The 21,224-nt window shown below is 33.7% G+C and carries 19 protein-coding genes, 4 pseudogenes and 1 riboswitch; of the genes and pseudogenes, 9 read left to right on the forward strand and 14 right to left on the reverse strand.

Translation table 11 applies throughout. The features are described from left to right. Positions 1 to 262 precede the first annotated feature (262 nt). Positions 263 to 493: pseudogene (locus tag ACQKNR_RS00070) on the forward strand (hypothetical protein). A gap of 110 nt (positions 494 to 603) precedes the next feature. Here the strand turns inward: ACQKNR_RS00070 and ACQKNR_RS00075 are convergent. Beyond that, the gene (locus tag ACQKNR_RS00075) at positions 604 to 1,812 is read right to left on the reverse strand and encodes an MFS transporter (protein ID WP_427314465.1); all 1,209 of its coding nucleotides are present in this window, start codon (positions 1,810 to 1,812) and stop codon (positions 604 to 606) included. Between the two features lie 106 nt (positions 1,813 to 1,918). On the opposite strand from ACQKNR_RS00075, the gene ACQKNR_RS00080 reads away from it, so the two are divergent. Beyond that, positions 1,919 to 2,770: a LysR family transcriptional regulator gene (locus tag ACQKNR_RS00080; RefSeq protein WP_427314467.1), complete on the forward strand. Its 852-nt coding sequence runs from the start codon at positions 1,919 to 1,921 to the stop codon at positions 2,768 to 2,770. A 97-nt stretch (positions 2,771 to 2,867) separates the two neighbouring features. Here ACQKNR_RS00080 and ACQKNR_RS00085 read toward each other — a convergent pair whose 3' ends face one another. After that, positions 2,868 to 4,487: an FAD-dependent oxidoreductase gene (locus tag ACQKNR_RS00085; protein ID WP_427314469.1), complete on the reverse strand. Its 1,620-nt coding sequence runs from the start codon at positions 4,485 to 4,487 to the stop codon at positions 2,868 to 2,870. 572 nt (positions 4,488 to 5,059) lie between these two features. On the opposite strand from ACQKNR_RS00085, the gene ACQKNR_RS00090 reads away from it, so the two are divergent. The 3 genes from ACQKNR_RS00090 (at position 5,060) to ACQKNR_RS00100 (ending at position 8,059) form a co-directional block, all read left to right on the forward strand. Then, positions 5,060 to 5,395 carry an ArsR/SmtB family transcription factor gene (locus ACQKNR_RS00090; protein ID WP_427314471.1) on the forward strand — a complete coding sequence of 112 codons (336 nt, stop codon included), beginning with the start codon at positions 5,060 to 5,062 and terminating at the stop codon, positions 5,393 to 5,395. Positions 5,396 to 5,413: 18 nt separating this feature from the next. Continuing rightward, positions 5,414 to 6,412: an NADP-dependent oxidoreductase gene (locus tag ACQKNR_RS00095; RefSeq protein ID WP_427314473.1), complete on the forward strand. Its 999-nt coding sequence runs from the start codon at positions 5,414 to 5,416 to the stop codon at positions 6,410 to 6,412. Positions 6,413 to 6,592: 180 nt separating this feature from the next. Further along, on the forward strand, positions 6,593 to 8,059 hold the full coding sequence (locus tag ACQKNR_RS00100; RefSeq protein WP_427314475.1) for a protein adenylyltransferase SelO: 1,467 nt from the start codon (positions 6,593 to 6,595) through the stop codon (positions 8,057 to 8,059). 504 nt (positions 8,060 to 8,563) lie between these two features. Here ACQKNR_RS00100 and ACQKNR_RS00105 read toward each other — a convergent pair. From ACQKNR_RS00105 to ACQKNR_RS00135, 7 genes and pseudogenes are all read right to left on the reverse strand, one after another. Then, the gene (locus tag ACQKNR_RS00105) at positions 8,564 to 9,172 is read right to left on the reverse strand and encodes an FMN-binding negative transcriptional regulator (protein WP_427314477.1); all 609 of its coding nucleotides are present in this window, start codon (positions 9,170 to 9,172) and stop codon (positions 8,564 to 8,566) included. A gap of 134 nt (positions 9,173 to 9,306) precedes the next feature. Next, a complete protein-coding gene (locus ACQKNR_RS00110) occupies positions 9,307 to 9,834 on the reverse strand; it encodes a GrpB family protein (protein ID WP_427314478.1) in 528 nt (175 codons plus the stop codon). Positions 9,835 to 9,869: 35 nt separating this feature from the next. Then, a complete protein-coding gene (locus ACQKNR_RS00115) occupies positions 9,870 to 10,217 on the reverse strand; it encodes a DUF4260 domain-containing protein (RefSeq protein ID WP_427314480.1) in 348 nt (115 codons plus the stop codon). Positions 10,218 to 10,228: 11 nt separating this feature from the next. After that, positions 10,229 to 10,405, reverse strand: a pseudogene (locus ACQKNR_RS00120) (bile acid:sodium symporter family protein); the annotation flags it as partial. Positions 10,406 to 10,409: 4 nt separating this feature from the next. Then, positions 10,410 to 11,801, reverse strand: coding sequence for an FAD-binding oxidoreductase (locus ACQKNR_RS00125; RefSeq protein ID WP_427314482.1), 1,392 nt, complete (start codon positions 11,799 to 11,801; stop codon positions 10,410 to 10,412). 131 nt (positions 11,802 to 11,932) lie between these two features. Beyond that, a complete protein-coding gene (locus tag ACQKNR_RS00130) occupies positions 11,933 to 12,328 on the reverse strand; it encodes a hypothetical protein (RefSeq protein WP_427314484.1) in 396 nt (131 codons plus the stop codon). 145 nt (positions 12,329 to 12,473) lie between these two features. Continuing rightward, a complete protein-coding gene (locus ACQKNR_RS00135; RefSeq protein WP_427314485.1) occupies positions 12,474 to 12,872 on the reverse strand; it encodes a DUF2871 family protein in 399 nt (132 codons plus the stop codon). A 255-nt stretch (positions 12,873 to 13,127) separates the two neighbouring features. Here ACQKNR_RS00135 and ACQKNR_RS00140 point away from each other — a divergent pair, with 255 nt between their 5' ends. Beyond that, positions 13,128 to 13,631 carry a GNAT family N-acetyltransferase gene (locus tag ACQKNR_RS00140; protein ID WP_427314487.1) on the forward strand — a complete coding sequence of 168 codons (504 nt, stop codon included), beginning with the start codon at positions 13,128 to 13,130 and terminating at the stop codon, positions 13,629 to 13,631. Positions 13,632 to 14,496: 865 nt separating this feature from the next. Beyond that, entirely contained in the window at positions 14,497 to 15,750 is a 1,254-nt protein-coding gene (locus tag ACQKNR_RS00145; protein WP_427314489.1) for an ATP-binding protein, read from the forward strand. 132 nt (positions 15,751 to 15,882) lie between these two features. Here ACQKNR_RS00145 and ACQKNR_RS00150 read toward each other — a convergent pair. Beyond that, positions 15,883 to 16,233: pseudogene (locus ACQKNR_RS00150) on the reverse strand (collagenase); the annotation flags it as partial. Between the two features lie 102 nt (positions 16,234 to 16,335). Then, entirely contained in the window at positions 16,336 to 17,013 is a 678-nt protein-coding gene (locus ACQKNR_RS00155) for an MgtC/SapB family protein (protein WP_193412111.1), read from the reverse strand. A gap of 194 nt (positions 17,014 to 17,207) precedes the next feature. Between ACQKNR_RS00155 and ACQKNR_RS00160 the strand changes: the two genes are divergently transcribed. After that, positions 17,208 to 17,726, forward strand: a complete 519-nt coding sequence (locus ACQKNR_RS00160; RefSeq protein WP_427314491.1) for a GNAT family N-acetyltransferase — start codon at positions 17,208 to 17,210, stop codon at positions 17,724 to 17,726. Between the two features lie 50 nt (positions 17,727 to 17,776). Here ACQKNR_RS00160 and ACQKNR_RS00165 read toward each other — a convergent pair whose 3' ends face one another. From ACQKNR_RS00165 to ACQKNR_RS00175, 3 genes and pseudogenes are all read right to left on the reverse strand, one after another. Then, positions 17,777 to 18,685: a VOC family protein gene (locus ACQKNR_RS00165; protein WP_427314493.1), complete on the reverse strand. Its 909-nt coding sequence runs from the start codon at positions 18,683 to 18,685 to the stop codon at positions 17,777 to 17,779. A 75-nt stretch (positions 18,686 to 18,760) separates the two neighbouring features. Continuing rightward, positions 18,761 to 19,045: pseudogene (locus tag ACQKNR_RS00170) on the reverse strand (amino acid ABC transporter substrate-binding protein); the annotation flags it as partial. Between the two features lie 128 nt (positions 19,046 to 19,173). After that, positions 19,174 to 19,278: riboswitch (SAM riboswitch) on the reverse strand. Between the two features lie 243 nt (positions 19,279 to 19,521). Then, on the reverse strand, positions 19,522 to 20,433 hold the full coding sequence (locus ACQKNR_RS00175; protein ID WP_427314495.1) for a VanW family protein: 912 nt from the start codon (positions 20,431 to 20,433) through the stop codon (positions 19,522 to 19,524). Between the two features lie 381 nt (positions 20,434 to 20,814). Here ACQKNR_RS00175 and ACQKNR_RS00180 point away from each other — a divergent pair, with 381 nt between their 5' ends. Beyond that, a complete protein-coding gene (locus tag ACQKNR_RS00180; RefSeq protein WP_193412118.1) occupies positions 20,815 to 21,141 on the forward strand; it encodes a hypothetical protein in 327 nt (108 codons plus the stop codon). The last annotated feature ends 83 nt before the right edge of the window (positions 21,142 to 21,224 follow it).

Below are 21,224 nucleotides of genomic sequence, written 5' to 3' on the forward strand. Positions count from 1 at the left end.
AATAGGAACCCTCTTTTATCCAGTTTCACTTAACGCGCATCCATTCTATTCTATATCTTTTAATTTTTAAATATTTTATAATATTATCTATCTATTATTCACCCAATTAAACTAGATTCCTTTTCCTCATATTCAGTTTTTGACTACTCTCTATTGTATTTCTTTCTTGCAAAATTTCCACCTTACAATCGGATACATCCCACTATAATTTTAATTTCTTATGTAACATTTGTTACACATCATAAAGAATGGAGATATAAACATGAAATACACTGATAAACGTAATCGTTTAAACGATATGATGTTTCATTATCAGGTAACAAAAAACAACATATTATTAATTGAATATTACAGAAAATAAATTATAGCTATAAAAGGAAATGTCGCTGAGAAATTTTCAAACAAAATAAATCGTACAAATAACGATAAAGAAAAACAACTGATTATAGCTAAAATAACAGGCAACTTCAAAAGAAGAAATGAATATCATTGAAAATGAATCTCATTTATATTTTGATTATACAGCATATTTAAAAGGAAATGTCGCTCATACGACATTTCCTTAGATTATCTTCATAAAAGATTTACATTGCTAACATTCCTTTATTTTTTATTTTTACTATATAAGCTAACTGCCGATATACTTAGTAAAACAACTATACACAACCACGCATACGTATACCCTTTCTCATCTGCAATATAACCAAATAAAACAGGTGCAACAATAATAGCAATTTGATTTAATGTAAGTGCAAAACTTACTGTCATCCCTACAGATTCTTCACTTGCTGATTCAGCAACTTCGACGATAAAAAGACTGAACCATCCAATTGAAAAGAATCCTAATAACGCACTTACACCATACAATACTCCCCTCGTTATTGTATGTATGCTTATTACTAACAATAGAATGAAACCGATAGAAGTGCAGACAGCTATAAATAAAGGGATGCGCCGATTTCCCTTATAAAACAAATCACTAACAGCTGCTAATACAATACGGCCAATCATTCCAGAAAAGAACATAACTGAAAATACTTTTCCGGCTAAAATAGGTGTAATTGATTGTTCCATTACTAAAAATTTAATAAAATGTCCAACTAACACCATTTGTAATGAAATCATACAAATACCAATTAAATAAATTGGATACAACTCCTTTTTACACATCACTGCTTTTAGCTGCCTCCCAAAAGAGAGTTTAATATGTTCTTGTCTTACTTTCTCCTGAACATATGGCTCCTTATAAAATATGAAAAATAAAACTCCTCCAATTATACAAATGCATGCAATAATATTTACCGCATAAGCCACATTATATTTTATTGTAAGAAACGGGATCAGCACTCCCGCTAACGCACCACCAATCGGTATTCCGGCTTGCCTTATCCCCATAGCTAACCCGCGATTTTCTTTTGAGAACCATTTTATAATCAATTTACTTCCTCCTGGCTGGGAAACACTATAAAACGTTCCTACTAACAAAAGTACAAAGAGCAATCCAATAAATCCACTTACCATGTTAGTTAGTAAAAGTGAACTTCCTAGTAAAAATGAACTTACACCAATTAACATTTTTTCATTATATTGATCAAGTAACCGCCCAACAAAAAGCATACAAAATAGCGGACCAATATTTACAACACTTACTAACAATCCACTTTCCATATTCGTAAGCGCATATTCTTCTTTCCAGAATACAGCGAAAGCTCCGACACCATACGTTATAAGTGTCGCTGTTGCTTGAGCAATAGTCGCAAAAATTAACATGATCCACTTATAAGTACTATTCACACTCTCTTCCATTAACATGAAAATCCCTCCCCTTTCATTGTATGAAAGTCCTGATATCATATAAAATAAAGATTAATCATATAATCCATCAAAAAAAATGATACCTTTTTCGGAGGGATGATACGTGGACATAAAAGATTTAACTGTTTTTTACGAAGTTGCGAAAGAAAGAAATATATCTTATGCAGCTAAAAATTTAAACTATGTACAATCCGGCGTAACAATGCGTATAAAGCAAATCGAAAACGAATTAGGTGTGCCTTTATTTTATCGAAATGGAAAAGGAGTTACGTTAACTTCTAACGGTGAGATTTTATTAACATACGCAAAACAAATTATCCACTTAATGGATCAATCTGTAAAAGCGGTCCAAAGTAACGGAACCGACCCAAAAGGCACTTTAAAAATTGGATGTACAGAATCTACAACCGCTGTTCGGCTTCCTTCAATATTAGCGATCTACTATGAGAAATACCCACAAGTCGAATTGATTTTAGAAACAAATACGACGGAACAACTAACTCATCTCGTATTAGACCGAAAACTGGACGGGGCATTTATTGCTGGAACTACTCAGCACGCTGAACTTCATGCAAATGTATTTCGTGTAGAAGAATTAGTTCTCATAAGTAAAGATCCTTTATCCTCCATTCAAGACATAGGAGACATGAATTTACTCGCCTTTAGTCACGGTTGCTATTATAGAAGTTTACTAGAAAACTGGCTTCAAGAAGAAGAAATCTCTCCTAAACGAGTATTAGAGTTCGGAACAATTGAAGCAATACTCGCATGTGTAAAATCAGGTATGGGCATAGCGATTATGATGAAATCCATTTTAAATGGGCATACACATGACATATCATTCAATCCTTTACCAAATAGCTTCAAAAAAGTTCCTACTACTTTTATTACTAGAAAAGATATATTTCACTCAGCTGCATTACAAAAGTTTATGGAGGTAGTTAACAATGCGTGAAAAGAAAATACGTGGTATGAAGCAAAAAAAACTATGATTTTTGTGAGTTAAAAAAATAGAAGCATTGTCTTATATGAGACAATGCTTCCGTAGTTACTTAAGAATTACACAATAAATTGTTCATTACCTCGGCAAGCACTGCAACTGGATTTGCCACCGCTTTTTCCGAACGCCATCCTATAAAGCCATCTGGTCTAATTACTACAGCACCTCCATGCCCTATCCCATATAATTTGCTAAAAATATTTTCTTGAGCAATAAAGTCCCCATTTAAACCAACTCGATACATTTTTATATTTACTCCTAATTTAGACGAAACGTCCTGTACCGCTTGAGTCCAAAGACTATTTTTTGCCCCAGTAAGTAACACAAAGTTGTTACCGAATAAGTCTAGTATAGAAACTTTCTTTCCTTCATATGTTCCCCAAAAATGTGGTGCTCGCGTGCCAGGTCTTCCGTTCAACTCTACTATATCCATTCTATGTGGAGTAGCTGAGTCATCTATAATCGCCTTTGAACAATACTGATACCCAGCAGTAACAGCTAAACTATCCATATTATTCAAACTACCTTCCTCTCTATTCGCAGCACGAAATAACAAACTACTCGCATAATCCGTCGTTAATTTTGCAACAGGATATCTCTCTTCATGATATGTTTCTAACAATTTTGGTTTTGCTTTCCCTTTTAAAACAGCCGCTAATTTCCAAGCTAAGTTATGCGCATCTTGTATTCCTGTATTTGAACCAAATCCTCCTGTTGGTGGCATGATATGTGCAGAATCGCCAACTAAAAAAATGCGATTATCTTGAAATTTTACAGTTGTACTTTCAGTCGCTTCCCACGGTAAAACACTTAATATTTCTGACTCAACATTTGTGCTTCCAATTGCTGTTTGAATAATTTGTTTACAACGTTCTATAGTGAAATCCTCTGGTCGCTCTCCTTTTATTGGATCATAAGCCACATGATAAATCCATTTACTCATATTATCGACTGGAATAAGCGCACCAAGAACCTCTGGATGAAGTACCATAGAAAAACCAAATGCGTCCCCTTGTATAAATTCACTTAAATCAGCTTCAAAATAAATATTCATATAATACCCACCGATTGTACCTCGCCCCTCGGTTTTAATTCCTAGCTGCTCACGTATTTTACTTTTTGCTCCATCTGCTGCGATTACATAGTCACAATGTATGACACTCTCTTTTTCTGTTTCCCGATCTCGAATCGTTGCTATTACCCCGTTTTCATTTTGCTCATAAGAAACCAGTTCATGATAAAAAGATAGCTTTCCACCTAATTTTTTCGCGTACTGTAACATCATCTCTTCTAAAATAATTTGATAACAAGCAGTTTGTTTTGATGGACTAATCTCTTCTACTTTTTGAAGTAATTTTTCATCGTTTCCATACTGAGTTGCCCTCATTTGTTCCAATTCTTTATTATTCGCCTCAGCTATTGTATGCACCGCTATTCTTCCTCGGCAATTCTCTAATGCTTTACCTGCTAATCTAATTCTATTTTCTAAACCTAGCTCTCGAAATAACTCCATCGTACGAAAAGTAAGTCCGCCTGCTTTCGGATGAATTGCAGTAGTCTCATGCCTTTCAATAAGTAAGTAATCAATGTTATGTTTTGCAAGAAATAATGCAGACGATAATCCTGATAATCCCCCTCCAACAATTAAAACTGGTACATGTTTCGATTTCATACATTTTCCCTCCACATATATTCTTCTGAGCTCAGTGACATAAATATAATCAAAAAAACAACAAAAATATAGACTTATATTTCATTTTGAATTATCATATAGATAGATTACGCCCAAAATTACTTTTCCCCTTTAATACATGTACAATTAAGTAAATTGTACATGTATTAAAGGATAAAACAGAAGCACCTACTTTACGTTGAACTATTTTCTGACGTAGACATACGAAATAATAAAAACATTATAAGCGGTCGTAACCCTATAGATTATATAGGGTTACGACCGCTTAATTTTTTGGGGAATTCCTTACCCTTTATCATCTATAGACAACGCATCGTTAGATCATTTTCTATTTTTTAAAACTTTATCCATTGTATTATGTAAATCTTCTAAAGCCTTTTCTATTCCCTATCACAAATACTCCATAATTTTCAATACATACAATTTAATTCGTCTCGATTTTCTTTCCCAATATTGCATCGAATATATCAATCATGTAGCATTACCGTATCGATGTAATGGTTCATCATCTTAAACCTTTCGACTAATTTATTGGGGGTAAAGTGATTTAAATGAATAAACAAGAACAATTAAATGTTATAAAAAAAGATTTTATTGATTCTCAAAAAGTATTATTGGCAATTGGTGATGAAACACGTCAAGCTATTTTATTAGTGCTAATGGAAACGGAATGTCAAACAGGATTACGTGTAGGAGAAATCACGAAGCAAACACATCTTTCCCGCCCAGCAGTATCACATCATCTTAAAATTTTACGAGAAGCTGGTATTATTTTAATGCGAAAAGAAGGTACAAAAAACTTTTATTATATTGATATACGCACAAAATTAAGTTTATTAAAAAATCTTGTATTAGATATTGAGAAGTTACTGCAAAATTTTTATTGAAATTTGGAGGTATAAGAAATGAAAGCAATGATGATTGATAAATATGGGAAAGTCCCAATGCGTATGACAGAAGTACCTACTCCTGAAATAAATGAGTACGAGGTGCTCGCGGAAATTCATGCAGCTAGTATTAACCCAATTGATTTTAAAATACGCGATGGAAAAGTGAAAATGCTGCTTAAATATGAAATGCCACTAATTCTTGGAAATGACTTTTCCGGTGTCATCGTAAAGGTTGGAGCAAAAGTGACTCGTTTTAAAGTCGGGGATGAAATATATGCACGTCCAAGAAAAAATAAAATTGGTACTTTTGCGGAATATATAGCCATTCATGAGGATGACATAGCCCTAAAACCTAAAAATTTAAGTTTTGAAGAAGCTGCTTCGATTCCACTCGTTGGCTTAACATCATACCAAGCTTTACATGACATTATGCACTTACAAAAAGGACAAAAGATTTTAATTCACGCTGGATCTGGTGGTGTTGGTACTTTCGCTATTCAGTTAGCAAAAATAATGGGCGCTACCGTTGCAACGACTGCTAGTGAGGCTGGTGCGAATTTAGTAACGTCTCTTGGCGCAGATAAAATGATTAATTACAAAGCAGAAAAATTTGAAGATATACTAAAAAATTATGATGCGGTATTTGATACAATCGGTGGTACAACACTTGAAAAATCATTTGATATTATAAAAAGCGGAGGGAACATTGTTTCCGTTTCAGGAATGCCGAATGCTCGATTCGGTAAAGAATTTGGTTCAGGATTTTTAAAAACCCTCTTATTTTCACTGGCAAGCAACAAACTTACTGTACTCGAAAAAAAGCATAATGCACAATATTCATTTTTATTTATGAAGCCAAGTGGAGATCAATTACGTATAATTGCAAATTATATTGAATCTGGAAAAATCAAACCTATAATTGATCGAGTTTTTCCTTTTGAAAATGCTCAAAAAGCAATGGAATATTCGGAGTCTGGAAGAGCAAAAGGAAAAATAATTGTAAAAATCAAATAATAACAAAAACTCCATACTGTTGAAAAATGGAGTTTTTGTATTCGCTGTTAAATAGACACAATGCACTGAAGTCCTTACAATAGATTGCAAGGGGAAATAACATATTATACTTTTAGTTAACTTTACAAAGAATATATACGTACAAATACATAATTCAAAATATAAAAAGGAGGATATAAAATGACTAAAAATAATGAAACAGGTTGGAATTTAGAAAATAGTTATACTACTTTACCACCATCATTTTATACAGAAATCCCCCCTACTCCTGTACGCTCACCGGAGTTAATTAAATTAAATCATTCACTAGCGATTTCTCTCGGCTTTAACCCTGAAGAACTAAAGAAGGAAGCTGAAATTGCTATTTTCGCTGGTAATGCACTCCCAGAAGGAGCTCACCCATTAGCTCAAGCTTATGCTGGTCATCAATTCGGACATTTTAATATGTTAGGCGACGGTCGTGCTCTTTTAATTGGCGAACAAATTACCCCTTCAGGTAAACGTTTTGACATTCAACTGAAAGGTTCTGGCCCTACTCCGTATTCACGCCGCGGTGATGGTCGTGCTGCACTCGGTCCGATGCTACGTGAGTATATTATTAGTGAAGCAATGTATGCACTTGACATTCCAACTACCCGCAGTTTAGCAGTTGTCACAACTGGCGAACCAACATATCGTGAGACAAAGTTACCTGGAGCAATTTTAACTAGAGTCGCTAGCAGCCATATACGTGTTGGCACATTTCAATACGCGGCAGCTCGTGGTTCTATCGAAGATCTTAAATCACTAGCTGACTATACGATCAAAAGACATTATCCAGAAATTGAAGCTCATGAAAACCGTTATATTGCTTTACTACAAGAAGTCATTAAAAGACAAGCCAGTCTCATCGCTAAATGGCAACTTATTGGATTTATCCACGGCGTAATGAACACTGACAATATAACGATTAGTGGCGAAACTATCGATTACGGTCCTTGTGCATTTATGGACAATTACGACCAAGGAACCGTATTTAGCTCTATTGATACACAAGGTCGCTATGCATATGGAAATCAACCATATATGGCCGCATGGGATCTCGCGCGACTAGCCGAATCTTTAATACCGATCCTACACGAAGATGAAGAAGAAGCATTAAAGATTGCTCAAGACGAAATTTCAAAATTTAGCGTACAGTATGAAAACCATTGGTTCATTGGAATGAAAAAGAAATTAGGACTATTTAACGAAGATGAACAAGACAAAGCACTTATTGAGCAACTTTTAAAAATGATGGAGAAACATAAAGCGGATTACACAAATACATTCCGTTCATTAACACTTAACACGTTAGAAAGCAGTCCTCTCTTCGATAGCGATGAATTTAAAGAATGGTACAATCAATGGCAATATCGATTAGAAAAACAAGAAGAATCGAAAGAGAATGCCTACGAGATGATGAAAAATAATAACCCATCAATCATCCCTCGAAACCACAGGGTAGAAGAAGCGCTAGAAGCAGCTGTTACAGATGGAGACTATAGCGTAATGGACAAACTTCTAGATGCACTATCAAATCCTTATGCGTATTCTACAGGTCAAGAAGAATACTGCGTTCCGCCCGTGTCGACTAATCGTCCTTATCGTACTTTTTGTGGGACTTGATGGTTATTTTAATGTGCTTTCAATTATTGAAAGCACATTTCCTATTTAACACAAGCTCCAACTATACTCCAATCAACTTTTTAAAATATATTACTATTCCAATCAATTTAATAAATTATCCCCATGACAAATGTTGAGAAATATAAGTTTCACTTTCTAATACCATTATTTTTGTTATTAAAATTTATAAGAACATTCAAAAAAGGAGGATTAAAATAAAAAAATTACTCTTGAGTTTTATGGGAATCGTTACAATTCTAGCATTTAGTATCGGTATAACAAGTCCAACGAAATTGGATCATTCTAATACCAAGATACACAGCCTTTCTGTAGGTGATGGCGGCGGGTGATTAATACATTTTTTCACGCAAGCATTTTAAACATGAAGTCATGCATAATTGTATGACTTCATGTTTATTCATTGAAACATTCACTTCTTTGTTCTTAGCTCTCTTATGTCATTTAAATTACCAAGACCACTAATATATAGCTTATTTTTTCTTATTACAACGAATTCCTCGTCATCATTCTCGCAATCCCCCTACTCCCCTCACTACCAACTTTCTCAAGCTCCTCCACAACCAATTTTCTTCTTTCTTCAGAATGATTTTGACTTAACTTCGCTTTTCCTTCTATCCTATTAATCTTAATTTTAAAACCAACTATACCTTTACTTAGTCCTTCCATATAATTCGGATCTACATTCTCTAGTGAATAAGAACTCTTTGGATCTTCATATTTATGTACTAAATCTTGAAGGGAAACTTTTAATTCCTGTTCACCTTCAACAATTTCTAATTCACCGTATACATGCACTGCAACATAGTTCCATGTTGGTACTGCTTTGTTTGTTTCGTACCATGAAGGAGAGATGTAACTGTGTGGCCCTTGAAATATAGCTAGTACTTGTTGATCCTCAATATCTTTCCACTGTTCATTCGGACGTGCGAAGTGACCGTATAACGTGAGTGTTTCTCTATTTAGTAATAACGGTAAATGCGTTGCATATGGTTTTCCATTATGTTGAGAAAATAACGTAGCAAAGCTATTTTGTTCAATTATTTCGTAATTCATTTCTTCATCTTGTATTGCGAAGTATTTTGGTATGTACATAAGCTCCCTCTTTTCTGATCTTTTATTTCTCATTATATTTAGGAATCGTATCATTCAACAGAGCCAGTTTGTATTTGTTTTATAATGACAGCTTTCTATTTTAAAAGAATAGGCAGCATGTACCCCATGCCGCCTTAGTTCATTTTCCCCAATATATTTGTAATAAATGCCGTCTTACCTTCACTATAACTGGCTCGATTTTCCGATTCTCTTGCTAAACCTTTCTTTAAGCGCCCATATTCAATAGCAACATCGGGATGTTCACGAAGGTAATTACGAAACGCTACATGCCTTCTTAACTCTTCACTATTTTTGTCACACACATATAGATGATGCTCCATCCATTTTATACTTTTCCTATCCCACGGAACGAAAGCATTCTTTCTTCCAAACGCCTCTCTCCCTTTAAAGCTCCATTCTGCTTGATGATAGTATCCTATCGTTTCAAGTCTTTTTACTGCCTCAGGAAAAAATTCGTAATCTTCTATTACTATATCAATATCTAATATTGGTTTTGATATAAGCCCTTTAACAGATGTACTCCCAACATGTTCAATGGACAAAACAAGTTCTTCCATTGCATTGTTAATGAGAGTTTGTAGTTTATAAAATTCACTTTCCCATTTGATGTTATATTCTTCGATAGTAATTTTCTGTTTCAATGTATCCCTCTTCTCAAAGCATATCTAAAAACAATTTATAACCTCTGAATGTGAGTATCTTTAAAATCCGTCTCATATTTCAACCCATATCCAAACATTCGATCCATTCCAATATGCGCTGTCCATATTAGGCCTATCATAATAACTATGTCTACCTTAAAAAAGACACCTATTAGAACGAGTAATATGGATATGATATATGTGTGAAATACATTATATATTTTAGCACCAACATGATTATTTATCCCATACGCTAACATTGATACATCCGGCGCTAAAAGGAACACCCAAAATATAATCCAACTAAATTCATATAATGAATACATATAAATCGTGGCTAATAAAATAACCAGTCCTTCAAAATGCACAATACGTTTTTGCATTCTTATCATTCCTCTATTGCCTTTAACGTTAATCCCATTCCAAACATTACAACTCCAAGTAAAATCGTTATATAACTATTTAACCCGAGAAATGGCGTGGGAATGAAATATGCAATAGCTGCAATACAAATGACCAGAAATGCAAAATACTTTCCAGTTATATTACTTATCGCTTCTAGTACTTTCACCCAATCATCCCCTATCCTTTAACTGAAACACCTTATTCGGATTCAAAATATTTTGCGGATCAAGAGCTTTCTTAATTTTCTCCATTACAAATAGTGCCGCCCCATGTTCTTTTTCTTGATACTTTCTTTTTCCAATTCCAACGCCGTGTTCTCCAGTACACGTTCCACCTCGTTTAAGAGCATATAGTACGATACTTTCGTTTATTTCGTCCGCCTTTTTCACTTCATCTTTATCGTTTGGATCAACCATTAAGAGCACGTGAAAATTCCCGTCTCCTACATGACCAAGAATACCACCAACAAGACCAACTTTATCTAACGTCTCTTTCGCATGTTGTATTGCGCCAGCTAATTCTGAAATTGGTACACATACATCTGTACTCATAAGCTTTTTACCAGGATAACTATGAACGTAAGAGTATGCTAAGTTATGCCTTGCATCCCATAATTTATTTCTCGCCGCAGTTTCAGTTTCAAAAGCAACTTCTTTACATTTATGATCAAAAACAATTTCTTTCGTAAACTCGATATCTTGCTTTAGCCCTGCTTCATTGCCGTGAAACTCTAAAAATAATGTTGGTTCTTCTCTATAACTCGTTTCATTATAATGATTTACTTGTTGCATAGATAGTTCATCAACGAGTTCAATTCGCGCAATTGGAATACCCGCTTGCAAAATATGTATGACCGCCTCTACTGCATCATTTACAGTTGGAAACGATGCTCTCGCAGCCATAACATGTTCTGGTATGCCGTATACTTTTAAAGTTAATTCTGTAAAACACCCAAGCGTCCCTTCTGATCCTACGAAAATACCATTTAAATGATAACCTGATGATGACTTCGCTGCTAAATTCCCAGTATGTATTACTTGTCCATCAGCAAGAACCACTTCTAAATCACGAACTTGATCACGCATAACGCCATACTTAACTGCTGTCGTTCCGCTCGCATTTGTAGCAGCCATTCCACCTAACGTTGCATCTGCTCCTGGGTCTACACTAAAAAACAGTCCATACTTTTTCAATTCTTTATTAAGCTGAGAGCGAGTCACTCCTGGTTGTACTCTCACAAGAAAATCTTTCTCTCTTATTTCATGTATTTTATTCATAAGCGAAAAATCCATTGTAATTCCTTTTTCATAAGGAATTACATGTCCCTCTAAACTGGACCCTACTCCAAACGGAACGACAGCCTTTCCGTACTGACTTGCTACTTTCATAATCTCTCTAACCTCTTCGGTCGTTTTCGGAAAAACAACTACATCAGGTAAACTACTAGTATGGTAAGATTCATCTTTACTATGTAATTCTCTTACTGTCGTATTTATTACTACTCGATCTTCAGGAAGTATATCCTTTAATTCATTTACTAAATGTTCAACTGTAATTTCCATTTCACACTCCCCTTTACGAAATATTCTTACTATATTGTATAGTTTAACACTTCTACACTAACTATTCAGAAAAGAAAATTAATAAAAAAACAATCTGAAATTCTAGATTGCTTTTTTATCTTATATAACCTTTATGGCAAAACAATATACTTTTCCTTACAAGAAGTACAAAATTCAGCATAACTAATACAAATTTCTAAAGAATCTTCTGGTTCCATTGTCCACCATCTAATAGCTCCCATTGGTGCTTTTGATGCATATTGCAACACTTCAGTTGGAACTCTTCCAATAACAATGATTTCCGTTTCTTTAAAATTATTTTCTATCCCCTCTTGCATAGCACTTATTAATTCCTTATGTTCCTGTTCCGGAGAAGAATATGGAATTGGAACTAAAATAGATTCCCTTGATGTATCCTCATGAGCAATATGGGCAGATTTTCTAGCTGAATGTGCTTTCTCTGTTTCCCATATACGATTATACGGTAAATGAGTTGGAAAATTTAATTCTTGTACTCGTTTATTCATTCTGTCACCATAATATTTTTCTAATTCCTTAAAAAGGATTTGGATTTGTTTATTTCTAAGAAAAGTTGAATTATTCCCTCCTTTCTCTTTTTCATCAGAGCTTAGTAAAAAAGAACTCGCAGCAATCGCTACAAGTTCTTTTTTACTACATTTTAAATGACTTCTTTATTAACAACATAAACCAAATTAAAGTAACTGCCATCATCGAATGGGAGAACCCTACAATATACGTTAACCCTTTAAAGTCTGCCCCATTTAGTTGAAGAAGACCTCTTGCTGCCAGCGAACCTAACATTAAAGTTAATGCAATGTTATGCAAAACAAACCATGTATTAAACCCTTTCACTTCATGAAACGCGAATACTTTTGCTAATCCTAAAGCAATTAAAAAGAAGAAAAAGCCAAGTACAAGTGTGTGTGTATGCAAAAGATTTAACAAAGTAGATCCTAAAATCCCTTTATATTTTCCATACTCCCTAGCAAATATTCCTGACAATAAACCTATAATCAAATAAGTAAACGATGCATTATATAATTTTTTCATTATATACCTCCTTGAGTAGAATGTGTAGTGTGTCATATTTAGTAATAATGATAGTTATATAGTAAAAACTCCTAGTTACCTAGGAGCTATTGTATAAGTATCTCACTCTTTACAATCAATCCTAATTATAAAATATCCTTTTATACAAAACAATCGAACTTTATGTGAACAAGCAAAGCTCTATTAAAATATATTGCACTTTCGTTTCACACAATCCATACTAATTGTTATAACTTTTAAAGGTGGTGCAATAGATTGATAGTTTTAGAAACTGAACGTCTCAATATTCGTTGGTTTGATGTAAAAGATGCTCCGTTTATTCTCGAGTTAGTAAATGATCCTGCATGGATTCAGTTTATTGGTGATAAAGGGGTTAGAAACTTAGAAGGCGCAAAAAAATATATTTTGAACGGACCAGTCGATATGTATAGCAAAATTGGATTCGGTCTTTTCTTAGTAGAACGAAAAGAAGATCTCACGCCACTTGGTATGTGTGGTCTTATTAAAAGGGATTCATTAGAAGATGTTGATATCGGTTTTGCATTTTTAGAAAAATTCCGCTCAAAAGGATATGGCTATGAATCAGCTTCTGCGGTATTGGAATATGGTGTACAGAAGTTAGGGCTAAAACGAATTGTAGCAATTACTTCTACAGACAATGTTGATTCAGGAAAGCTTTTAGAAAAATTAGGATTGCAATTCGAGAAGATTATTTCAGGATCAGGAGAAAATCTAAAGTTATTCGGATATAACGTATAATAAATGGCGGTCTTTCTTTTTTAATCGAATCAAAAAATATTTCTTTATATATCTGGAAGAATTCAGTACATTTCTTTCATATATATTCCTAACAGTTATAATGTTTAAAATACTTATCTGTTTTTAGCGATATAATCCGGCTAATATTTAAATTACAACTCAAATCTCCAGTACTATATTTATTCTTAAAAACCTTTTATCTTGCTCTTAAATTTGTCAAAACTCTTGTGTAGTTACATGGAAAATTTATGCTACTATGTTACTAAAAAACTATGCGTTCCCTTCCCCCTGTATCCGGCCCTGTATTTTTTACAGGGCCTTTGTTTATTTAATTTACTTATCACCTGCTTATAAATATTAAAACTCATTTTAGTACTATTTTTCATAAAAAAGAACATGTAAACTTCAAAGTCTTTTTTCTAACACAAAATTTATACGATTAATTACCAAAACACTCAAATGAACAGTGTTTCCATTTTAGATAAAATATACTAATAAAAAAATTTTTAATTTTCACTTTGTAATTTGATAAATTCCATGTTAATATAACGAAGGCTACAAAACAGGTGTCGCCATATACATTTGTTTTACAGAATATTCACACCCAAAAAACTATTCTTTTACCAGTAACTCAATTCCAATTTTACCTATACAAAAGTTAGTTTCTAATTTCATATGTACATAAATTTAAGTAGATTTTTTTATCTATTATTTTTCTATCTTCCTCATCAATTCTAATACAAGTAATATAAAAGTACTTTTTCAAGTACCCTTCCTTTTTTAAGATAGAAAGTCTACTAATTACCAAACACCTAGATTCAACTCATACATAATCCTACTTACAAACTATCGGAGAGGCAAAACTATGGGAATTTCTACACTTTTATTAAATACCTTTATTATAATAATTTGCATCCTTAGCTATCATGTATTTTGGCTAGAATTTAAAGAAAAAACGACATGTAATAACATATTGATTTCTATCCTTTCCTCCATTGCTATTATTTTTTGTATGACTTTTCCTTTTCATTTACATGCTGGATTTATTTATGATTTACGTTTCATTCCTATCATATTCGTTTTTCTATATGGAAATACAAAAAACATTATTTTTATAGGAATTTTATACCTTTCTTATCGATTTTACTTAGGTGGAAGTGGTGTTCTTCCATCATTTATTATCTTTACTATTATTTCTGGTATAACAATGCTCTTTCGTTACTTATTACCTATGTATTTCAAGGAAAAAAAGATATTATTAAGCTTACTTCTTATTTTAATATGTACAACTTCACTTTCTATCTGCGGTATTGTAACTCAAATAAATACAGGTGGTAAAATAGACTCTACTCTCATAGAATTTTTATTTAATTATATAGTCATTAATATTTTCACAGTATTATTATCAGTTTATTTAATAGAGGAAATGATCGAGAAATATAAAATGAAAGAAAAACTGCAACGGGCTGAAAAATTTTATATAGCTAGCGAACTAGCTGCGTCAATTGCACATGAAATCCACAATCCACTAACCACGGTACATGGATTTACTCAATTATTAAATGAAAAACATGCCTCTAAGCTACCTCAAGATCAGTACTTAGAAATCATGTTAATTGAAATGCAGCAAATACAATCTACTATTAATAACTATTTATCTTTAACCAAACCACAGAACACCATAAAAGAGAAAGTAGATATTAATCACATTTTAAATCAGGTGAAAGACACTATTTCACCACTCGCTCTATCATACAAAGTTGAAATAAAACAAAATAGTACAGATTCCTTTTATATAAATGGGGACCCTGAAAAATTCAGACTCTGTCTAAACAACATCATACAAAACGGAATTGAGGCTATGAAAAATGGTGGAGTATTACAAATAAATATACAAAAAATAAAAGGTAATATTATAATTGATATTATTGATTCAGGAGTTGGAATGTCATCCCAACAAATAAAACGAATTGCTTTGCCGTTTTATTCAACAACAGAAAAAGGGACTGGGCTTGGTACTATGATTGCTTACAGTATTATTAAAGAATTAAACGGAGATATAGAGGTAGAGAGTGAACTAGGTAAAGGTACACGCTTTTCTATTAGTATCCCCTGCTAATGTAATAGAAGTTATTTAAAAATTTCCTGCTTAACTTATTAAATACATGAATGTCAAGAATCTCACTACCCGACTCATCAATCATCTTAATTTCGTGTGTGAATTAAAAGTAATAAGGACCAGAGCTTATCTATTTTTACGGATAAACTCTGGTCCTTTAATTAAATCAAACATATCATACCTCTTATTGTACATACATGACTGTAAAGCAAATGAATAGTTATAAAAATCCCATGTTCTATACTTAGCATTTAGCGTCCGCTCTGCCATATAACGTTCTGCTGGATTTGAAGATAGTCCTCCTATAATGCTCTTTCTTGGAACGACATTATCCGTTCTCGTTGCACCTGCAAAAAATCCAGCATTTCCTTCTTCAAACCAAGATAATCTCTCATTCTCATAAATTTCCCCTTGCCCCCAAAGACCTGGCACTTCATATCTACCTTGCAAGTAATGTGTGAATTCTTGTCGGAACAATTCTTCTCTGTCACCGTCCCAATTAACGCTTGACTTTCCACACGGTTTATATCAAAAAAAGGATAGATAATAGCAAAATTCTTGCTACATCTATCCCTCTTTTTATTGTTATGATTTCAAATTTATAAACGTGACTTCCGGTAACGATTGCATATGCTGAATAAATGCATTCTTTTCTTCTGACGAAATATTTTTGAGTTGCATTGCTACCTTATAAATCAAACCTGTATCTTGTTGTAAAACATCGACTTCATATGAAAGAATTGGTATACCTTTTACTTGTAACATTTTTAATATTTGTTGTACTGTTTCTTGTTTATTCATACACATTTGTACAGTTATATTTTGAGGAAATAAAAATTGCACTTTGAAAATACGGCTTACAATCTCCAAGCCAATTAATACAAGAACTGTTGCTCCAATGCCTACTATATACATTCCCGCTCCAATTGCCAATCCTATTCCAGCAGTGGCCCATAAACCAGCTGCTGTCGTTAACCCTTTCACTGCTTGTTTTTGAATAATAATTGTACCTGCACCTAAAAATCCAACCCCACTCACAACTTGGGCTGCAATACGGCTCGGATCAAGGGCCATATGTTCCTCAGTCATAATATCTGAAAAGGCATATTTCGAAACGACCATAATTAAAGCACTCCCTACAGCTACGAGGAAATGTGTTTTTAATCCCGCTTCTTTTGAGCGAATTTCCCTTTCCATACCGATTATTGCCCCTAACAAACCGGCAACACCTATCCGTATAATAAAATCAATATCTACACTCACGAGCCCTTCCCCCTTTCATTCATTATAGATAAATAAATCAAAAATTATCACATACATCCATTCATCAATATAAAAGCACTTTATTAAAATACTTTCATGCCTCAAATATTTTATGTTAATATTAAAAACATTAACAACATTTTAAAAGATAAATTGATTATACATAAATCATAACGAAAAGGAGCTTACAAACAATGAATGTCTCTTTAATTACACCTACTACCAATTTACAAGAAGAATACTTAGAGTTTTATAACGAATGGAAAGATAGCGGTGAAACGATGATTCCGTGGGTTATTTCAAAAGACCCTTCTGACTTCCCAGCTATGATTCAAGAATTACTCGATGCACATAACGGAATAAACATTCCTGAAACGTGGGTTCCAGATTCTACATATTGGCTCGTTACAGATGAAAATAGAATTGTAGGAGCTGTTAATATACGTCATAGTTTAACTGATCATCTATTTAACGCTGGAGGTCATATCGGTTATGGCATTCGCCCTTCTGAAAGAAGAAAAGGTTATGCTACGAAGTTACTAGAGTTATCATTAGAAAAAACAAAAGATTTAAACATTAAGAAAGCACTTGTCGTTTGCGACGAAGTGAATACCGCTTCTGAAAAAACAATTTTGCATAACGGCGGTCTCCGTGATGAAGATTACATTGAGGAAGATGGGAATATAGTAAGAAGATTTTGGATTGAACTTTAAATGATGAATCAAAATAAGCCAGAAAGTGAAGATTCACTTTCTGGCTTATTTTATGCTGCTTCTATTTCAAACTGTACTGTAATACCACTTGGATCTACTACTGTAAATCCATTTATAGTTTCATTTATTTCATGTTGTTTTTCTATTACTCTTTCTTTTACTTCATCTAACGCTTCTTTATGTGGCAGTACAATCGTATACACCTTTAATCCAGTTGCATGCACTGGTGGGTGCGGATTATTTACCCCATTCCACGTATTTGCACCGATATGGTGATGATAGCCTCCTGCTGAAATGAATAAGCAACCCTCTTCACGCTGTTGTACTTCAAAACCTACAGTTTCTACATAAAACTCATGCGACTTTTCTACATCAGCTATTCGTAAATGCACGTGTCCAACAACAGTATCAGCTGGTAAACCGTCAAACTCATAATCAACCAGTGTTGCCAGTTCTTTTAAATCGAGTGGCGTACTTCCTCCTGGCCCTTCTCCCCATTGATCGCGCGGACGGTCTGCATAAATTTCGATACCATTCCCCTCTAAATCCTGCAAATAAAACGCTTCGCTATACGTATGATCACTTGCACTATTAAACCTTGAAATTGGTAAAATTTCATTTGAATATGTATAACGCCCTTCTTGCTCAGCTGGACTATCAATGACCTTCTTATTGCGAATAACACCAAATAGTGCCGAAGCAAAAGTTTCACGAGTCGGAACTAAAAAAGCAACATGATATATACCTGTTGTACGTGGTTCTTGCAGTACCCCGTCCTCTAACTTTTCAAGGACAAGTAGCGTACTTTTACCACCTTTCCCTGCTAAATATGCTTTATTCCCATCTTTCTTAATTACCTCTAAACCTACAACATTCTCATAAAAAGCAATTTGACGCTCTAAATCTTTCACTTTAAATTCAACATGACCAATGCGTGTTTTTTGATGAATTTGTACCATGAATAACTTCCTCTCCAGTTCTCTTTAGTTTTTTATATAAGTTGATAGGCAATAGCCCCATTCAACGAATACACCTTAATTTTGTTTTTTCGTAGCATCAACTTTTAGCCATTTTTTCGATATTTCACTTAACGTTCCATCTTGTTCTAATTCTTTTAACGATTTATTTATATCTTCTAACTTTTCACTCTTTTCCGCAAGTGGAAATGCAATCTCTCCCCATTCAAGTGGACCAAATCCAACTTTCACATTATCTAATCTCGCCTTTATTATTGTTGTTTCCACTTGCACTTTATCATTATAATAAGCATCGAAGCGCCCAAGTCCTACTTCGTTCAATTCAGCTGTCGGATCCTCTGATATACATATTTAAATAATTGCGGAAAACTTTCAAAAAAATACGCTACATCAAATTTCACTTTATCCCCCCTTTCTAAACAAAAAACTCTTCTTATACATATAAGAAGAGTCGAATATCACTCCATTTCCCCCCATCTTTCAAACGCGTTATACGTTTGCTGGAATTAGCACAGTACTTTTATAGTCTGTTGCTGAGATTTCATCGGGCCAGTCCCTCCATCTCTCGATAAGAAAACTAATAAATTTTTCCATTTATTTAGTTGTTATTATGAAGAATATAGCTAATTATATATAATGTCAATATGAAAACTAAGAATTAAATTGAATACTTTTTTCGAACAGCTTGACTCCTAACGAAATTCCTTACATTCACCAAATCTTGAGGTGCACTATTATTGGGGAATAAACTGCACAGAAAAAGCCATTACTTCTATTAAACTTAGAAATAATGGCTTTATTTTTATAGATTATTATATTTATCTCATTTTATGTACTTCAGCAACTAACTTTCCGCCCTGAATGCCCATATAAAGCTTCACAGGTGCATCATTCGTGTTTTCAAATACTAAGTCTAAATATGGATATGCGATTGTAGCGTCTCTTCCTTGTGGAACATAACCTACTGTTTTAGAATGTGTAGTTCTCTCTACCATTTTCAAACCAGCTTGATCTGCTGCATTGAATAAAGTTGAAGATGTTTGACAAACACCACCACCATATCCATCTACTAATTTACCATCTACAATTTCTTTTCCTAATTGGTACCCTTTATCTGGTGTTGTATCCCCAATTAGCGCATTAAAAGAAAAACGGTCTCCTTTTGCTAAAACAACTCCACTAACGCTCTGCGCAGACAAACGAATATTTTCAATTCTACCACCTGTTGAGCCACCTAAATTCGTTTCATATCTACCAATTACCGTACCACTTCCTTGCGCATCACTTAATGTTGCGACAGGTTTTTTTTCCATGATTGGTAACTGATACGAAGAATCCCACATACCAACGTTCAACAATTTATCTACTAATTCTGTTTCCATTAATTCATAAGAAGGTTGCCCCTCTTGCCAACTTCCGTCGGGAGCTATACGTGAAGGTACCATCTTTCTATCAACACTCTTCCCAACCTCACTAGCAACCTTCGTTACCGATTTTTTAAATTTCGCTTCATCTTCAAAATAACCTAAACTCGATAAATCTAGTTTTTTCACTTCAGTACCAGTACGACCATCAACTAAACTAATCGTATCCTGCACTTCTGCTTTGGCCTCTACAGTGTGTCCACCAATATCACTTACTAATGCAACATCACTTACTTTTGTGCCACAACCACTCACTACAGCTACGCATAGCACCCCAACTAAAATACCCTTTATTTTACGGAACAATATACTCTCTCCTTTTCCCCCAACATTGCTTTTATGTATTATTTCATTTTTATGTATGTTTTGTTACAATCATTTTACAATATGTTTATAAATTGTTACAAGTTATTTTTTACTCTATTTAAATTACTCTTTTCTTTTGTAAATGTCTATACATATTTATATAAAAATTTGAGTTTAGCAGATTTGTAATCTTTATGTAACCTCTCCCCTTCTATCCATTATATACCATTAAATGAAAGAAAAACAAATTTAACAACTTCATGTTCTTATTTATAAAAGTACATCACGTAAACATAATTAGGTATTTGCCGTGCCACTGCTCCGCTTTTGCACATACATTATGGTGAATTTAACCTATTTTACAGAAATGGAGGATGTTTTATGTACCCCTACAATCCATATGATCCATATAACCAAAATAGTTATCAACCTCAATATGATTTACAAGCACAATACCAACAATATATAGATCAAACAGAACAAGTTAATCCATACGACCAAAATAGACAATTTCAAATTCCAATCTCTTTTCCTGGTACTGGCGGACGTCAATTAGAAAGACGAGTAAATGAGCTTGAACAAAGAGTACGTCAACTAGAAAATACAGTTGAGCGCCATACACGTAGACTAAATCGCTTAAACCAACGTTTACGCACAGTAGAAAACAGACTGAACATTCCATTTTCAGCACTAGAAGACGGATTTTAATTGTGAAACTAAAAAATATATGAAGGAAGGGGCTCTCCCTTCCTTATATAAATTGACGAAAGTTTTTTCCATCTCTATACTGA

It is taken from the genome of Bacillus sp. NPDC094077, from assembly GCF_050279465.1.
Classification (GTDB): Bacteria; Bacillota; Bacilli; order Bacillales; family Bacillaceae_G; genus Bacillus_A.

Bases quoted from the DNA above. Each gene is read 5' to 3' on its own strand.
- ACQKNR_RS00145 (WP_427314489.1), top strand. From the start codon at position 14,497: ATGGGAATTTCTACACTTTTATTAAATACCTTTATTATAATAATTTGC.
- ACQKNR_RS00115 (WP_427314480.1), bottom strand. From the start codon at position 10,217: ATGCAAAAACGTATTGTGCATTTTGAAGGACTGGTTATTTTATTAGCC.
- ACQKNR_RS00095 (WP_427314473.1), top strand. From the start codon at position 5,414: ATGAAAGCAATGATGATTGATAAATATGGGAAAGTCCCAATGCGTATG.
- ACQKNR_RS00090 (WP_427314471.1), top strand. From the start codon at position 5,060: ATGAATAAACAAGAACAATTAAATGTTATAAAAAAAGATTTTATTGAT.
- ACQKNR_RS00165 (WP_427314493.1), bottom strand. From the start codon at position 18,685: ATGGTACAAATTCATCAAAAAACACGCATTGGTCATGTTGAATTTAAA.
- ACQKNR_RS00075 (WP_427314465.1), bottom strand. From the start codon at position 1,812: ATGTTAATGGAAGAGAGTGTGAATAGTACTTATAAGTGGATCATGTTA.
- ACQKNR_RS00180 (WP_193412118.1), top strand. From the start codon at position 20,815: ATGTACCCCTACAATCCATATGATCCATATAACCAAAATAGTTATCAA.
- ACQKNR_RS00125 (WP_427314482.1), bottom strand. From the start codon at position 11,801: ATGGAAATTACAGTTGAACATTTAGTAAATGAATTAAAGGATATACTT.
- ACQKNR_RS00160 (WP_427314491.1), top strand. From the start codon at position 17,208: ATGAATGTCTCTTTAATTACACCTACTACCAATTTACAAGAAGAATAC.
- ACQKNR_RS00130 (WP_427314484.1), bottom strand. From the start codon at position 12,328: ATGAATAAACGAGTACAAGAATTAAATTTTCCAACTCATTTACCGTAT.
- ACQKNR_RS00135 (WP_427314485.1), bottom strand. From the start codon at position 12,872: ATGAAAAAATTATATAATGCATCGTTTACTTATTTGATTATAGGTTTA.
- ACQKNR_RS00100 (WP_427314475.1), top strand. From the start codon at position 6,593: ATGACTAAAAATAATGAAACAGGTTGGAATTTAGAAAATAGTTATACT.
- ACQKNR_RS00085 (WP_427314469.1), bottom strand. From the start codon at position 4,487: ATGAAATCGAAACATGTACCAGTTTTAATTGTTGGAGGGGGATTATCA.
- ACQKNR_RS00105 (WP_427314477.1), bottom strand. From the start codon at position 9,172: ATGTACATACCAAAATACTTCGCAATACAAGATGAAGAAATGAATTAC.